Below are 14,006 nucleotides of genomic sequence, written 5' to 3'. Positions count from 1 at the left end.
CCCAGGTGGGCATGCACGCGCACCACAACCTCAGCCTCGGCGTGGCCAACTCGATTGCCGCCGTGGAAGAGGGCTGTGATCGCATCGACGCCAGCCTGGCCGGGATGGGCGCCGGTGCCGGTAACGCACCACTGGAAGTCTTTATCGCCGCTGCCGAGCGCATGGGCTGGAACCACGGTACAGACCTGTACACCCTGATGGATGCGGCCGATGACATCGTCCGTCCGCTGCAGGACCGCCCGGTAAGGGTCGACCGCGAAACCCTGGGCCTCGGATATGCCGGTGTCTACTCCAGCTTCCTGCGCCACGCCGAAGTGGCCGCCGCCAAGTACGGCTTGAAGCCCCTCGACATCCTCGTCGAACTGGGCAAGCGCCGCATGGTCGGCGGCCAGGAAGACATGATCGTCGACGTCGCGCTGGACTTGCTCAAACGTGGATGAATCCATGCGGTTACCCGCCGGGTGACCGCTTTCCTTGCCCTCACACAATAATAAATCGAGGTGCTTGAACATGACTGTTGTAACTGCCCAGAGCCGTGCACAACTCGCGACCACCATCAGCCTGTGTTTTCTCGTGGCGCTGATGGAAGGACTGGATCTACAAGCGGCGGGTATCGCTGCGCAAGGCATGGCCGCCGCATTCAATCTCGACAAGCTGCACATGGGCTGGGTCTTCAGCGCCGGGATTCTCGGCCTGCTGCCTGGCGCGTTTGTGGGTGGCTGGGTCGCTGACCGCATCGGCCGCAAACGCGTGTTGATGGGCTCGGTCGCGCTGTTCGGGCTGTTTTCCCTGGTCACCGCACTGGCCTGGGACTTCAACAGCCTGATCGTCGCACGCTGCCTGACCGGCGTGGGCCTGGGCGCGGCGCTGCCCAACCTGATTGCCTTGACGTCAGAAGCGGCGGGGCCGCGCTTGCGTGGCACGGCGGTAAGCATGATGTACTGCGGTGTGCCGTTGGGCGCGGCGTTGGCAGCGGTGATCGGTATTGCCGGGTACTCCGTCGGCTGGCAGGTGGTGTTCTATGTCGGCGGCGCCGTGCCGCTGCTTATCGTGCCACTGCTGGGGCGCTACCTGCCGGAATCGGCGGCGTTTCGCGATGGCCAGCAATCGACCGACAACAGCACGGGCCTCTGGCATGGTCTGTTCCGTAACGGTGCAGGCTCATCGACGTTGCTGCTGTGGCTGAGCTACTTCTTCACCTTGATGGTGGTGTACATCCTCATCAACTGGTTGCCGAGTCTGCTGGTGGGGCAGGGCTTCACCGGTGTTCAGGCCAGCTGGGTGATGCTGGCGCTGCAACTGGGCGCTGCCATCGGCACCTTGTTGCTGGGCGCGCTGATGGACCGCTTGCCCGCCTGGGCCATCGCCTCGCTGATCTATCTGGGCATCCTCGGCTCGCTGACGGCCCTGGGCCTGGCAAATGCGTTTGAACACATGCTCGTGGCCGGCTTTGTCGCCGGCTTGTTCGCCACCGGCGGGCAAGGGGTGTTGTATGCCCTGGCCCCGTTGTTCTACCCGACGCACATGCGCGCTACCGGCGTTGGCACGGCGGTGGCGGTTGGACGCCTGGGCGCCATGAGCGGGCCGCTGGTAGCCGGGCAGATGCTCGCCCTGGGCACGGGTACGGCGGGCGTGATGCTGGCGTCCGCGCCGGGCATCGTGCTGGCGGCGGGGGCGATGTTCTGCCTGTCGCTGCGGCGTAACAAGCTGGCGCCCGAATAACCCCGCCGATTCGTTCCACAGCCCGGCTGTTTTAGCGGCCGGGTTTACGACAACAACAATAAAGTGATCCTTGCCATGCATACCTGCATTCTGCGAGCGGCCGGCCTGTGCCTGTCGTTTACCCTGGCGTCCTCGTCCTGGGCTGGCGGTTTTATCGAAGACAGCAAAGCGAGCGTAACGGCGCGCAACTATTACTTTGATCGCGACTTCAAAGGCACCTCGGCGCAGTCTGCCGCGCGTGAGTGGGCCCAGGGCTTTATCTTCAGGTTCACCTCCGGGTTCAGCGACGGGCCTGTGGGGTTTGGTCTGGACGCGCAAGGCTTGCTGGGGCTGAAGCTGGATTCTTCGCCAGACCGTGTCGGCACCGGCTTGCTGCCCTACGATGCAACCGACCGCGAGCCGCGTGACGACTATTCCGAACTGGGCCTGACTGCCAAGGCCAAAGTGTCGAAAACCGAGCTTCAGGTCGGCACCATCAGCACCTTGTTGCCGGTGGTCTTTGCCAGCCCCAGCCGCTTGCTGCCGCAGACCTTGCGCGGTACCTACCTGCGCTCGCAAGACATCGACAACCTGACGCTGCATGCCGGCTGGCTGGACCGCATGAACCAGCGTGATTCGACCAACTACCAGAAGATCACCATGGCAGCGCCCAATGGCCGCTTCAACGGCAAGGCCGAGTCAGACCAGTTCGTGTTCATGGGGGCCGACTACAAATGGTCGGATGCGCTGACGCTCAAGTACTACCACGCCACCCTCAAGGACCTGTACCGCAAGGACTTCGTCGGCGTCGAGCACCTGCAGCCGCTGGGCAGCGGGCGTCTGAAAAGCGACCTGCGCTATTTCATTGCCGGTGAAGACGGCGCGGCCGGTGGCGGCAAGGTCGACAACCGCAACCTGGGCATGATGTTCACCTACACCCAGGGTGCGCACAGCCTGGGTGCCGGCTATATGCAGCTCACCGGGGCCACCGCCATGCCCTACATTGCCGGCACCGAGCCGCTGGTGATCACTGAGGGCTCGCTCAGCTCCGAGTTCATCAACCCCAAGGAACGCAGCTGGCAGGTCAAGTACGACTATGACTTCAGCGCACAAGGCGTGCCGGGGCTCAAGGGTATGGTGCGTTACATCGACGGCAGCAACATCGACTTGCCGGTTGCGCTGGGCGGCGATGACCGCCACGAAACCGAGAAGGACGTCGAACTCTCCTATGTGCTGCAGTCGGGCAGCATGAAGGGCTTGGGACTGCGTGTCCGGCATGCCTGGTACCGCAACGACTTCGCCCCGGCAGCGACCTTCAGGGATGGCAATGAACTGCGGGTGAACATCGATTACACCCTGGTGCTCTGGTAAATGAAGTGAGCGCGAAGCGCCAATCCGGTGCGCCTTTCTTTCCCCGCGGGCCATTCTGGCCCGCTATGTGCTTTGTCTCCCTGTATCGATAGCTGATCGATTGGTCAGGCCTTCACCGTGCCGCAGTGCGAAATGAAGGCTGCCCCGTCTCTGAAGCTCATTGAACTCCGTATTTACAGGGATCAAGTGCATGTCGCTTCCTCAATCGCTCGACCTCGCTGCCCGCGATACCGGCTGGAGTGCCGAGCTGATGCTGCATTTTGTTCGTCGCGGGGCGAAGACCTGTATTGGTGCGCGACGTCATTTCGGTCCTCTTTTGGTGCAGCGGCCGTTCTACCCGGAAGGTGCACCGTGCCACGTTTATGTGCTGCATCCGCCCGGCGGTGTCGTCGGCGGCGACAAGCTGGTGCTCGATGTGCACCTTGAGCCGGGCAGCCACGCGCTGCTGACCATGCCCGGCGCCACCAAGTTCTATCGCAGTGGCGGCGATACCGCCTGTTTGCGCCAGCATTTTCACCTGGCACCCGACAGTGTGCTGGAGTGGTTGCCCCAGGGCAGCATCTGCTTTGCCGGTGCGCGGGCACGCCTGGAAAACCGCTTCAGCCTGTCTCCCGGCGCCCGTTTGCTGGCCTGGGAAACCCTGTGCCTGGGGCGGCCGGTGATGAACGAGACGTTCAGTCATGGTGCGCTGGACAGCCGCCTGCAGATCGATGTGCCTGACGATCCCGGCTTGCATGAACGCCTGCGTATCGAGGGTGGCCAGCTGCAAAAGCTCGGTGGTTACCCGCTGCAGTCGACCTTTTGTGCGTATCCCGCCGACCCCGATCTGCTCGAGCAAGCCCGCGCGCTGTTGGACTGCTTGAACGTCCCCGCCGGAGCGACGCTGCTTGGTCAGCTGCTGGTAGTGCGCCTGCTGGACCACGACAACCAACGTTTGCAACTGACCCTGCAGCGGCTATGGCATGCCCTGCGTCCGGCCGTGATCGGCCTGGCGCCATGCCCGCCGCGTATCTGGGCGACCTGAGAGAGTGCCATGGAGCTGACCCCGAGAGAGAAAGACAAACTGCTGCTGTTCACCGCAGCGCTGCTTGCCGAGCGCCGCCTGGCCCGTGGCCTGAAGCTCAACTACCCGGAAGCGGTGGCATTGATCAGTGCCACCGTCATGGAAGGCGCACGCGATGGGCGCACAGTGGCCGAACTGATGAACCTGGGCCGCGAAGTGCTCAGCCGCGAGCAGGTCATGGAGGGGGTGAGCGAGATGATTCCCGATGTGCAGGTCGAGGCCACATTTCCCGACGGCACCAAGCTTGTGACCGTACATGACCCGATTGTTTAGGAGCCCCATATGATTCCCGGAGAAGTACAGGTCGCCGAGGGTGACATCGAACTCAATGTGGGCTACCCGACGTGCAGCGTCACCGTGGCCAACCACGGCGATCGCCCGGTGCAGGTTGGCTCGCACTATCACTTTTATGAGGTCAACGACGCCCTGGTGTTCGAGCGCGAACCCACCCGTGGTTTTCGCCTGGACATCGCTGCCGGCACCGCGGTGCGCTTCGAACCGGGGCAGGCGCGCACCGTGACTCTGGTGGCGTACGCCGGCAAACGTGAAGTGTATGGGTTTCAGGGCAAGGTCATGGGCAAGCTGGAGGTCGAAGTATGAGCCGGATTTCCCGTCGGGCCTATGCCGACATGTTCGGCCCCACGGTAGGCGACCGCGTGCGCCTGGCCGATACCGAGCTGTGGGTGGAGGTGGAGAAGGACTTCACCCTGTACGGTGAAGAGGTCAAGTTCGGTGGCGGCAAGGTGATCCGCGACGGCATGGGCCAGGGCCAGATGCTCGCCGCCCAGGCTATGGACCTGGTACTGACCAATGCCTTGATCATCGATCACTGGGGTATCGTCAAAGCCGACATCGGCATCAAAAACGGGCGCATTTTCGCCGTCGGCAAGGCGGGTAACCCCGATGTGCAGCCGGGCGTGACGCTGCCGATCGGTGCCGGTACCGAGGTGATCGCCGCCGAAGGCAAGATCGTCACCGCCGGTGGCATCGACTCGCACATTCACTTCATCTGCCCGCAGCAAGTGGAGGAGGCGCTCACCTCCGGCGTTACCACTTTTATCGGTGGCGGTACCGGGCCTGCCACCGGCACCAATGCCACCACCTGCACCTCCGGGCCATGGTACCTGGCGCGGATGCTCCAGGCCGCCGACGAACTGCCGATCAACATCGGCCTGCTCGGCAAAGGCAACGCCTCGAGACCAGAAGCGCTGCGCGAGCAGATTCATGCCGGCGCGGTCGGCCTGAAGTTGCACGAAGACTGGGGCTCGACGCCGGCCGCGATCGATTGCTGCCTGACGGTGGCCGAAGAACTGGACGTGCAGGTAGCCATTCACACCGACACGCTGAACGAGTCCGGCTGTGTCGAAGACACCCTGGCGGCGATTGGCGATCGCACCATCCACACCTTCCACACCGAAGGCGCAGGCGGTGGGCACGCCCCGGACATCATCCGCGCGGCGGCGTTTGCCAACGTGCTGCCATCGTCGACCAACCCGACCTTGCCGTACACCGTCAACACCGTCGATGAGCACCTGGACATGCTCATGGTCTGCCACCACCTGGACCCGAGCATTGCCGAGGACGTGGCGTTTGCCGAGTCGCGCATTCGCCGCGAGACCATTGCCGCTGAAGACATCCTGCATGACCTCGGCGCCTTTTCCATGACCTCGTCCGACTCCCAGGCCATGGGCCGGGTAGGGGAAGTGGTGCTGCGCACCTGGCAGGTCGCTGACCAGATGAAACGCCGCCGTGGGCCGCTGGCACCCGACAGCCATTACAGCGACAACTTCCGGGTCAAGCGTTACATCGCCAAGTACACCATCAACCCGGCGCTGACCCACGGTATCGCGCATGAAGTGGGCTCGGTCGAAGCAGGCAAGCTGGCCGACCTGGTGCTGTGGGCGCCGGCTTTCTTCGGGGTCAAGCCTGCGCTGGTGATCAAGGGCGGCATGATCGCCATGGCGCCCATGGGCGACATCAATGGTTCGATCCCGACGCCGCAGCCGGTGCACTACCGGCCGATGTTCGGCGCACTGGGCGCGGCGCGCAATGCCACGCGCATGACTTTCCTGTCGCAGTCGGCGCATGAGCGCGGCGTTCACCATGAACTGGGCTTGCGCAGCCTGATCGGTGTGGCTCACGGCTGCCGCACGGTGCGCAAGGGCGACATGGTCCACAACAGCCTGCTGCCCCTGATCGAGGTGGATTCGCAGACCTACGAAGTGCGGGCCAACGGCGAGTTGCTGGTGTGCGAACCGGCGACGGTATTGCCCATGGCGCAACGTTATTTTCTGTTCTGAAGGAGTGAACATGATTCTTTTGACGCGGCGGCTCAGTGAGGCCGCCCAACCCAGCGCTACGGTCACCCTCGCGCTGGACGTGCGGATCAAGAGCCGTGTACGCGTGACCCTCGATGACGGGCGCGAAGCAGGCTTGATGCTGGAACGTGGCCAGCTGATTCGCGGCGGCGAGCTGCTCGGCGACGAGCAGGGCAGCGAAGTGATTCGCGTGCTGGCGGCTGCCGAGCAGGTATCCACGGTGCGTTGTGCCGATCCGCTGTTGCTGACGCGCGCGGCGTATCACCTGGGTAACCGTCATGTGCCGCTGCAGATCGATGACGGATTTGTCCGCTACCAGCATGACCATGTACTGGACGAAATGGTCCGCGGCCTGGGGCTGCAGGTGACGGTGGAGCAGGCGCCGTTCGAGCCCGAAGCCGGCGCTTACCAAAGTGCTCCGCACAGCCACTCATACAGCGACCACCCGTTTGTGCGGGTTGCCCAGCACTGATTTTCACAAGGAGATTGACCATGAAAAAGACCTTCGCCCTGATTCTGCTGCTGGTTGCCGTACCGGCCTTTGCGCACCCGGGCCATGATGCCAACCCGTTGCAGGATGGTTTGCTGCACCCGCTCACCGGCCTCGACCACTTGTTGATGCTGCTCGGCACCGGCGTGCTGGCGGCCCTGACCGGCCGTACCCTGGCCTTGCCGCTGCTGACCCTCTGCGCGATGTTTGGCGGCGCGATCATGGGGCACCTGTTCGGCGGTGTGATCGGCATGGAACAGATGATCATCGGCTCGTTGCTGGTGGCGGCGGCTGCCTTGCTGCTGCCGAGTCGCCAGGTGCTGCTGGCCCTGGCCATGCCGCTGTTTGCCCTGTTTCACGGCTGGGCGCATGGCGTTGAAGCCAGCCCGGGGGCGTTCTGGGTCTTCAGTGCAGGCTTTGTCAGCGTCAGCGGCGTGCTGCTGTTGGCAGGCTTCGCGGGCGGCTGCCTGTTGCGTCAGCACAAAGGCCTGCAGAAAGCCTTTGGTGGCGGCCTGCTGGCCGGCGCTGCGCTGGTGCTGGCCGGTTGATGAGCGTTGACCTGAAACTGCTGCGCCTGTTGCAGCTGGCCAGCCCCAACCTGCCGGTCGGCGGCTTCACCTATTCGCAAGGGCTTGAGTGGGCGGTTGAAGCCGGATGGGTGCAGGGTGCCGACGGTTTTCGCGCCTGGCAGTTGCAGCAGCTGCACGACACCCTGGGGTGCCTGGACTGGCCGCTGTTGGCGCGCCTGTACCAGGCCTGTCGCGATGATGATGTCGAGGCGTTTGCACGCTGGAGCACGTTCTTGCTGGCCAACCGCGAAACCGCCGAACTGCGCCTTGAAGAACGCCAGCGCGGTATGGCCCTGGCCCGGCTGCTGGATGGCTGGCAGTGGTGCCAGGCCCCGGCGTGGCGCAGCTGCGTAGGCATGAGCCAACTGGGCGGCATGGCCTGGCTCGGTGCACAGTGGGATATCCCGTTGCGCGACCTGGCATTGGGGCATGGTTTTGCCTGGCTCGAAGGTGCGCTGATGGCGGGCGTCAAACTGGTGCCCTTTGGTCAACAGGCGGCGCAAACCCTGCTGCGCGACCTCAGCGAAGCCTTGCCCGAGGTGCTGGAAAGCGCCCTGGCCTTACCGGACGAGGAACTCGGCGGTGGCTTGCCACTGCTGGCGATTGCCTCCGCCCGTCACGAAACCCAATACACCCGATTGTTCCGATCCTGAGGAAAGCCCTATGCAACAGCAAAGCTACCAGCAACCCCTGCGCGTGGGTGTCGGCGGCCCGGTCGGCTCTGGCAAGACCGCACTGCTTGAAGCCCTGTGCAAGGCCATGCGCGATCACTATGAAATCGCCGTGGTCACCAACGACATTTACACCAAGGAAGACCAGCGCATCCTCACCGAAGCCGGGGCACTGGCCCCGGAACGCATTGTCGGTGTGGAAACCGGTGGCTGCCCGCACACCGCGATCCGTGAAGATGCCTCGATGAACCTGGCGGCGGTGGAAGACCTGGCGCGCAAGTTCGGCAACCTTGAAGTGATCTTCGTCGAGAGCGGCGGTGACAACCTGAGTGCCACGTTCAGCCCGGAACTGGCCGACCTGACGGTGTATGTGATCGACGTCGCCGAAGGCGAGAAGATTCCGCGCAAGGGCGGGCCGGGGATCACCAAGTCGGATTTCCTGGTGATCAACAAGATTGACCTGGCGCCTTATGTGGGGGCCTCGCTCGAGGTGATGGAAAAAGACACCCAGCGCATGCGCCCCGAGCGCCCCTGGGCCTTTACCAACCTCAAGACGGGGCAGGGTTTGCAGCGGGTGATCGACTTTATTGTCGAGCGCGGAATGCTGGATTAACCCTGTAGGCGCAGCAGGCACACCGCAGCGTCTGGTTCGCCGGCAAGCCTGGCTCCTACAGATTTACACCGCCATCCTGTAGGAGCGAGGCTTGCCCGCGAAGAACGATAACGCGGTGCAACAGGCACACCGCAGCGCCTGGTTCGCCGGCAAGCCTGGCTCCTACGGTGTCATACGGCGTCCAGGCCCATCTGCCAGAAATCGGCTTCCAGCCGGGACGCCTGGCCGAACGTTTTCACCAGCTCTTCAAACCGCCGCTCGGTCATGGCCCGTGAGGCCAGGTCATCGAGGTGCGCGCGTGCTGCGGTGGCCACCCCTTGGTAGCCAACACCGGCGTATTCGCCGATCCAGTCCCGGTACGGGTGATCGGCCAGCGCTTCGATGCCGTTGGGGGTGAGGTTACGGCCGATTTCTGCGTAACCGATTACGCAGGGCGCCAGGGCGACATGCAGGTCGAGCAGGTCGCCCGCAGCGCCGCAGTCAAGCACGAAACGGGTATAGGCGACGGTGGCCTGATGTTCCGGCGTTGCGGCCAGTTCATCAGGCGACAGGCCCCAACGCTGACACAACCGCACATGCAGCTCGGTTTCATCGAGGATTGCCGCCAGCCCTGCCTGCGCCGCGCGGATGTCGGCAAGGGTCCGGCTCTTGTAGGCCGCCAGTGCCCAGGAGCGGGCGAACTGGATCAGGAACAGGTAGTCCTGCACCAGGTAGTTGCGAAAGGCCGGTTGCGCCAGGGTGCCTGCGCCCATCTGACGAACAAAATCATGTTCGACGTAGCTGTTCCAGTCGCTGGCAGCCGCCTGTTTCAGGCGTTCGAAGATATCCATAATTACCCCTTGATGTCATAGGCGGCGTCGAAAAACGCCTGCTCCAGCGCCACGGCACGCTGGAAGAAGTCATTGCTGATGGCTGCCTGTGCCGGGCCGACCCGGTCGAGCTCGCTGCGCAGGAAGGCCACGAAGCTCTGGAAGTCCGGATTGTTGTGCAGGGTGATCCACTCCGCATGTTCAAAACGCGGCGGCAACACGGCGGGCGCGCGCAGGGCCCAGTCCAGGTACAGGCCTTCGGCGACGTTGAGTACGGCGAGGGCGGCCGCGTACGACCGCGTGGCCGCGGCTTCGCGCATGATCGCCTTGAAACCTGCGGTGGGCACCGAATCTGGCGCCTGCTGGCGCTGTGCTTCGGTGACGCCAAGGGCTTCGAATGAGCGCAGGAAGTAGGTGTTCTCTTCGCCAGAGATCACCCCGGTAAAACGGCCCAGACGAATACGCGCTTCAAAGGTGTCGGCGCTGGCAATGGCGGCACCGAGCAAGGTCAGGAAGGCATCGATGAAGCGGTGGTCCTGGATCAGGTAGTTGCTCAGCACCGCGTCGCTCAGGCTGCCATCGAGCAGTTCGTTGACGAAGCGGTGTTCGATGATCTGCGTCCAGGTGGGTTCGCTCTGTTGGCGCAGGGTATCGGTGAAGCGTGCGGTCATCGTGCTGTCCTTGTAGTTGGCGACAGCGAGACCGGGTATATCTGACATGGGCGGCCTCGCAGTGAGACCGGCAAAAAGGCAGGTTGGCAATCCCCATCCCTTCGCCGGCATGATCCGGATCAGGTTCGAAGGGTCACCGCGCTGCAGGTGCCAGCGGTTTCTCAGCCCGTTGCCGGGCTCCCCTTGGTGGCCGAATCTATACAGCAAGCGCGATCGCTTGTCACGTCGGCGGCTAGTGAATGCTCGAAGCCAGCTCGAAGATCGGCATGTACATCAGGATGACGATCAGGCCGATCAACAGGCCGATGAAGGTCATCAGCAGGGGTTCGAACAAACGCACGAACCATTCGATCCAGCGGCTGATCTCTTCGTCATAGAAGTCGGCGCTGCGCTCCATCATCTGACCGAGGTTGCCTGACTGTTCGCCTGCCCGCAGCAGTCGCAGCGACACCGGCGTGACGAGTTGGCCGAGCTCCAGTGCCGCTGACAGTGACAGGCCCTCACGCACCCGGTCACAGGCGTGCTGCAGGCGCTGCTTGGCCGCCGCACCCAGCAGGCCGCGCGCCATCTCCATGGCAGTGAGTACCGGGATACCGCCCTGCAGCAAGATGCCCAGCGAGCGATAGAAGCGCGCCAGTTCGTACATCACCAGGCGTCGGTGCAAGGCAGGCAAACGTTCCAGCTGGCGGTTCAGCCAGCGCCGCACGCGTGGGTCGCGGCGCAGTACGAACAGGCTCAGGCAAAACGCCAGAAAGCCCAGACCCAGTGTGGCCTGATGCGCATGCAGGAACATCCCTGCCTGCATCAGGCAACGCGACAGCCAGGGCAATTCGGTGCCCAGCCCTTCGAACACCAGGCTGAAGCGCGGCACCACATAACCCAGCAGAAACAGCACGACGCCACCGCCGACCAGCAACAGCAACAACGGGTAGATCGAGGCGCTGATGATCTTCTGGCGAACTTCGTCCATGCGTTGACGGTAAGCAACGTAACGCCCCAGTGCATCGCCCAGGGCGCCGGTTTTTTCACTCGACTGCACCAGTGCGACATACAGCGGCGGAAACACACTGGGCAGCTGGCCCAATGCCTGGGAGAACGACTTGCCCTCATACAACAGGCGCACCAGTTCGCTGAGCGTCTTGCGCGCCTGCGGGGCGGACTCTTTTTCCGCCAGGCTTTCCAGCGCGTCAATCAGCGGCAGGCCGGCGTTGAGCAGGGTGGTCAGTTCCTGACTGAACAGCACCAGGTTGAAGGCTTCAGCACGGCGCCAACGCAACTGGGCGAAACGCTCGGCACTGCGCACACTGACCACCCGCAAGCCTTGTTGCTCCGCCTGCAAGCGGGCTTGCCCGGCATCTTGTGCGTCCAGGGTCAGCAGAACCACACCGGCTTTCCCCAGCGCCTTGAGTTCATAGCGCATGTGCTGATCCTCCGCTTACTGCCAGCTGGTGACCTCGGCATTCTCGCCATCGCCACCGGGTTGACCGTCCTTGCCCATAGACAGCAGGTCGTACTCGCCGTTTTCGCCGGGTTGGCGGTAAATGTAGTTACGTCCCCACGGGTCCTGGGGGACCTTTTTCTGCAGGTAGGGCCCGGACCAGCGCGCTTCGTCGCTGGGGGCGGTCACCAGCGCCTGCAGGCCTTGCTCAGTATTGGGGTAATGCCCCACTTCCAGCCGGTACAGGTCAAGGGCCTTGCTCAGGCCTTCGATCTGCGCCCGCGCCACCTTGGCTTCAGAGCGGCCCAGCTGGCTGAAATACTTGGGGGCAACGATCCCGGCCAGCAGGCCCAGCACCACCAGCACTACCAGCAGTTCGAGCAAAGTGAATCCCCGTTGCGAACGTTTTTTGTTGTTCATGCCCAGGCCCTCCGTTGTGTGCCTGAAGGGCTTTATGCAAATGCCGTGCGCGTCTGCGTCAAGCCTTTGCGCCACGCGCCCGGCAAGGCGGCACAGTGCTTGCGTCATAGCTGAAAAGCCTCGGCAATCGGGGCATATGCCCCACTTTTCGGGGGACGCAACGGGGAGGGCGGCACTATGCGCTGGCTTACTGCAGGATTGTTTGCGTGCCTGGCCTGTACAGGCCCGGTCGAGGCGGATGTGTACATCTCGGTAAAGGCTGACGGCAGCTATGTACTGTCAAACGTTCACCGACCCGGACGAACGTATCAGCGGGTGGTCAGCGAACCCGTTGCCAGTCTGGGCAATGGTGATCAGCCGCAGCTGATCACCGGCATGCCCTACGCCGAACTGGTAGCCGAGGCGGCTGAAGCCAACGATGTGCCGGCCGCATTGCTGCATGCGGTGATTCAGGCAGAGTCACGCTACAACCCCAATGCGCGCTCGGCCAGTGGGGCGGTGGGGCTGATGCAATTGATGCCCGATACGGCGCGCGAGCTCGGGGTCAAGAACTCGCTGGATCCGGCCTCCAATGTCCAGGGCGGGGCGCGGTACCTCAAACGCATGCTGACGATGTTCGACAACGACATCACCTTGGCGGTGGCGGCCTACAACGCCGGGCCCGATGCGGTGATGCGCCGTGGCAGCGTGCCGCCGTATGCCGAGACGCAGCGCTATGTGCCCAAGGTGTTGCGCCAGTACCGGCGGCTTCAGGGCCTGGCAATGGATGCGCCGCTGTGATCGGCGGAATTGGCGGGTGTGGGTAATTGGGGGGCCGCTACAGGGCCGCCCCCGATTAGTGGGGAATTTCGGGGGATAGCCCCCAATTGAGATTCATTAACACTCGTAAAGCGCTGATTTAAAACAACAAAAAACTATGGCACGGCGCTTGCGTCAGCCCCTTCAAAGTTTCCCGGCATCACCAGAGGCACGCCATGATGACTCCAATCAAAGGCTCCGTCCTGACTTCAATGCTGATCTCTGCCGTCACCTTTGTGTGGCAGTCGGAGGGTGAAGCTGCCGTACGCTGCGAGCGTAATCTGGTGGCCAACGTAGTGGCGCTGGACCAGCCACTGATGTTCAACCGCCTCGGGGCGCAGAATGCCAACGGCATGATGTTCGCCTTGAGTCGCGATGTGGTCGACGAGCACCAGGTGTCGTTGGCCAACGGCGGGGCTGCAGTGCCAGGCAAGGTCACCTTGCGCCCGGACAAGCGCCCACGGCCGATTGTGTTGCGGGTGGCGGCCGGCGATTGTCTGACCGTCAATCTGCAGAACCTGCTGGCTTACCAGGCCAACCCGAATCATTCCAATGATGCCGGCGAAGAAACCGAAGTCGAGGGCGAGGAGGGCGACGCAGCCCCTGCACCAGAAGGTGAGGTGGTTGACGACCAGGTCACCGACCGCCACGTCGGCTTCCAGGTCAACGGCATGCAGGCGGTCAACAGCATTGGTGACATCGCTGCCAACACCGGGCGCAACAGCAACTTCCTGGTTGCCCCCGGGGGCACGCGTTCCTACACCCTGTATGCAGAACGCGAAGGCGCCTTTGCCGTCTCCAGCCGTGGCGCCACCTTTGGTGGCGAAGGCGCCGCGGGTAACGTCTCCAATGGCCTGTTCGGGCAACTGGTGGTGGTCCCCAAAGGCGGGCGTACCTACCGCAACACCCTCACTGAAGAGGAAATGCGCCTGAGCACCACCGGCCGGGCCCCGACCGGACAACCCATCGTCGATTACCAGGCCCGTTACCCGCAACGCGAGCCCTGGCTGCGTGAAGGCAAGGCCGGCACACCGATTATCGCCATGGTCGACGGCAACGAGATCATATCCAGCG

The 14,006-nt window shown here is 63.4% G+C and carries 15 protein-coding genes, 2 pseudogenes and 1 riboswitch; of the genes and pseudogenes, 13 read left to right on the top strand and 4 right to left on the bottom strand.

Annotated elements, in window-relative coordinates:
• From mhpE to ureG, 11 genes and pseudogenes are all read left to right on the top strand, one after another.
• Positions 1–440, top strand: a pseudogene (gene mhpE, locus I5S59_RS25795) (4-hydroxy-2-oxovalerate aldolase); the annotation flags it as partial.
• Between the two features lie 70 nt (positions 441–510).
• The gene (mhpT, locus tag I5S59_RS25790; RefSeq protein ID WP_197879092.1) at positions 511–1,722 is read left to right on the top strand and encodes a 3-(3-hydroxy-phenyl)propionate transporter MhpT; all 1,212 of its coding nucleotides are present in this window, start codon (positions 511–513) and stop codon (positions 1,720–1,722) included.
• A gap of 75 nt (positions 1,723–1,797) precedes the next feature.
• Positions 1,798–3,072: an OprD family porin gene (locus tag I5S59_RS25785; RefSeq protein ID WP_197879091.1), complete on the top strand. Its 1,275-nt coding sequence runs from the start codon at positions 1,798–1,800 to the stop codon at positions 3,070–3,072.
• A gap of 190 nt (positions 3,073–3,262) precedes the next feature.
• The gene (locus I5S59_RS25780) at positions 3,263–4,096 is read left to right on the top strand and encodes an urease accessory protein UreD (protein ID WP_197879090.1); all 834 of its coding nucleotides are present in this window, start codon (positions 3,263–3,265) and stop codon (positions 4,094–4,096) included.
• Between the two features lie 9 nt (positions 4,097–4,105).
• Positions 4,106–4,408 carry an urease subunit gamma gene (locus I5S59_RS25775; RefSeq protein WP_107023374.1) on the top strand — a complete coding sequence of 101 codons (303 nt, stop codon included), beginning with the start codon at positions 4,106–4,108 and terminating at the stop codon, positions 4,406–4,408.
• Positions 4,409–4,417: 9 nt separating this feature from the next.
• Positions 4,418–4,735 (top strand): urease subunit beta, encoded by a 318-nt coding sequence (locus I5S59_RS25770; RefSeq protein ID WP_197879089.1) that lies wholly within the window; start codon positions 4,418–4,420, stop codon positions 4,733–4,735.
• The gene (gene ureC / locus I5S59_RS25765; protein ID WP_197879088.1) at positions 4,732–6,435 is read left to right on the top strand and encodes an urease subunit alpha; all 1,704 of its coding nucleotides are present in this window, start codon (positions 4,732–4,734) and stop codon (positions 6,433–6,435) included. The genes I5S59_RS25770 and ureC overlap by 4 nt, the downstream gene beginning before the upstream one ends.
• 10 nt (positions 6,436–6,445) lie before the next feature.
• Positions 6,446–6,925, top strand: a complete 480-nt coding sequence (ureE, locus tag I5S59_RS25760; protein ID WP_197879087.1) for an urease accessory protein UreE — start codon at positions 6,446–6,448, stop codon at positions 6,923–6,925.
• Positions 6,926–6,945: 20 nt separating this feature from the next.
• Positions 6,946–7,491, top strand: coding sequence for a HupE/UreJ family protein (locus I5S59_RS25755; RefSeq protein ID WP_197879086.1), 546 nt, complete (start codon positions 6,946–6,948; stop codon positions 7,489–7,491).
• A complete protein-coding gene (locus I5S59_RS25750) occupies positions 7,491–8,165 on the top strand; it encodes an urease accessory protein UreF (RefSeq protein WP_197879085.1) in 675 nt (224 codons plus the stop codon). The genes I5S59_RS25755 and I5S59_RS25750 overlap by 1 nt, the downstream gene beginning before the upstream one ends.
• A gap of 10 nt (positions 8,166–8,175) precedes the next feature.
• Positions 8,176–8,796, top strand: coding sequence for an urease accessory protein UreG (gene ureG, locus I5S59_RS25745; RefSeq protein WP_197879084.1), 621 nt, complete (start codon positions 8,176–8,178; stop codon positions 8,794–8,796).
• A 170-nt stretch (positions 8,797–8,966) separates the two neighbouring features.
• On the opposite strand, the gene I5S59_RS25740 is transcribed toward ureG, so the two are convergent.
• The 4 genes from I5S59_RS25740 to gspG form a co-directional block, all read right to left on the bottom strand.
• A complete protein-coding gene (locus I5S59_RS25740) occupies positions 8,967–9,626 on the bottom strand; it encodes a TenA family protein (RefSeq protein ID WP_197879083.1) in 660 nt (219 codons plus the stop codon).
• A 2-nt stretch (positions 9,627–9,628) separates the two neighbouring features.
• Positions 9,629–10,276: a TenA family protein gene (locus I5S59_RS25735; protein WP_197879093.1), complete on the bottom strand. Its 648-nt coding sequence runs from the start codon at positions 10,274–10,276 to the stop codon at positions 9,629–9,631.
• Between the two features lie 79 nt (positions 10,277–10,355).
• A riboswitch (TPP riboswitch) is annotated at positions 10,356–10,470 on the bottom strand.
• 38 nt (positions 10,471–10,508) lie between these two features.
• Positions 10,509–11,696, bottom strand: a complete 1,188-nt coding sequence (locus I5S59_RS25730; RefSeq protein ID WP_197879082.1) for a type II secretion system F family protein — start codon at positions 11,694–11,696, stop codon at positions 10,509–10,511.
• Positions 11,697–11,711: 15 nt separating this feature from the next.
• The gene (gene gspG, locus I5S59_RS25725) at positions 11,712–12,134 is read right to left on the bottom strand and encodes a type II secretion system major pseudopilin GspG (RefSeq protein WP_197879081.1); all 423 of its coding nucleotides are present in this window, start codon (positions 12,132–12,134) and stop codon (positions 11,712–11,714) included.
• 177 nt (positions 12,135–12,311) lie between these two features.
• Between gspG and I5S59_RS25720 the strand changes: the two genes are divergently transcribed.
• Both I5S59_RS25720 and I5S59_RS25715 read left to right on the top strand, forming a co-directional pair.
• The gene (locus I5S59_RS25720) at positions 12,312–12,914 is read left to right on the top strand and encodes a lytic transglycosylase domain-containing protein (RefSeq protein ID WP_197879080.1); all 603 of its coding nucleotides are present in this window, start codon (positions 12,312–12,314) and stop codon (positions 12,912–12,914) included.
• 194 nt (positions 12,915–13,108) lie between these two features.
• Positions 13,109–14,006: pseudogene (locus I5S59_RS25715) on the top strand (hypothetical protein); the annotation flags it as partial.

Source organism: Pseudomonas alkylphenolica, from assembly GCF_016009175.1.
Classification (GTDB): Bacteria; Pseudomonadota; Gammaproteobacteria; order Pseudomonadales; family Pseudomonadaceae; genus Aquipseudomonas; species Aquipseudomonas alkylphenolica_B.
Note: the sequence above shows the minus strand (reverse complement) of the source record. Positions and strands in the feature narration are given on the sequence as shown.

Coding starts and splice junctions, on each gene's coding strand:
- mhpT (WP_197879092.1), top strand. CDS start 511: ATGACTGTTGTAACTGCCCAGAGCCGTGCACAACTCGCGACCACCATC.
- I5S59_RS25785 (WP_197879091.1), top strand. CDS start 1,798: ATGCATACCTGCATTCTGCGAGCGGCCGGCCTGTGCCTGTCGTTTACC.
- I5S59_RS25780 (WP_197879090.1), top strand. CDS start 3,263: ATGTCGCTTCCTCAATCGCTCGACCTCGCTGCCCGCGATACCGGCTGG.
- I5S59_RS25775 (WP_107023374.1), top strand. CDS start 4,106: ATGGAGCTGACCCCGAGAGAGAAAGACAAACTGCTGCTGTTCACCGCA.
- I5S59_RS25770 (WP_197879089.1), top strand. CDS start 4,418: ATGATTCCCGGAGAAGTACAGGTCGCCGAGGGTGACATCGAACTCAAT.
- ureC (WP_197879088.1), top strand. CDS start 4,732: ATGAGCCGGATTTCCCGTCGGGCCTATGCCGACATGTTCGGCCCCACG.
- ureE (WP_197879087.1), top strand. CDS start 6,446: ATGATTCTTTTGACGCGGCGGCTCAGTGAGGCCGCCCAACCCAGCGCT.
- I5S59_RS25755 (WP_197879086.1), top strand. CDS start 6,946: ATGAAAAAGACCTTCGCCCTGATTCTGCTGCTGGTTGCCGTACCGGCC.
- I5S59_RS25750 (WP_197879085.1), top strand. CDS start 7,491: ATGAGCGTTGACCTGAAACTGCTGCGCCTGTTGCAGCTGGCCAGCCCC.
- ureG (WP_197879084.1), top strand. CDS start 8,176: ATGCAACAGCAAAGCTACCAGCAACCCCTGCGCGTGGGTGTCGGCGGC.
- I5S59_RS25740 (WP_197879083.1), bottom strand. CDS start 9,626: ATGGATATCTTCGAACGCCTGAAACAGGCGGCTGCCAGCGACTGGAAC.
- I5S59_RS25735 (WP_197879093.1), bottom strand. CDS start 10,276: ATGACCGCACGCTTCACCGATACCCTGCGCCAACAGAGCGAACCCACC.
- I5S59_RS25730 (WP_197879082.1), bottom strand. CDS start 11,696: ATGCGCTATGAACTCAAGGCGCTGGGGAAAGCCGGTGTGGTTCTGCTG.
- gspG (WP_197879081.1), bottom strand. CDS start 12,134: ATGAACAACAAAAAACGTTCGCAACGGGGATTCACTTTGCTCGAACTG.
- I5S59_RS25720 (WP_197879080.1), top strand. CDS start 12,312: ATGCGCTGGCTTACTGCAGGATTGTTTGCGTGCCTGGCCTGTACAGGC.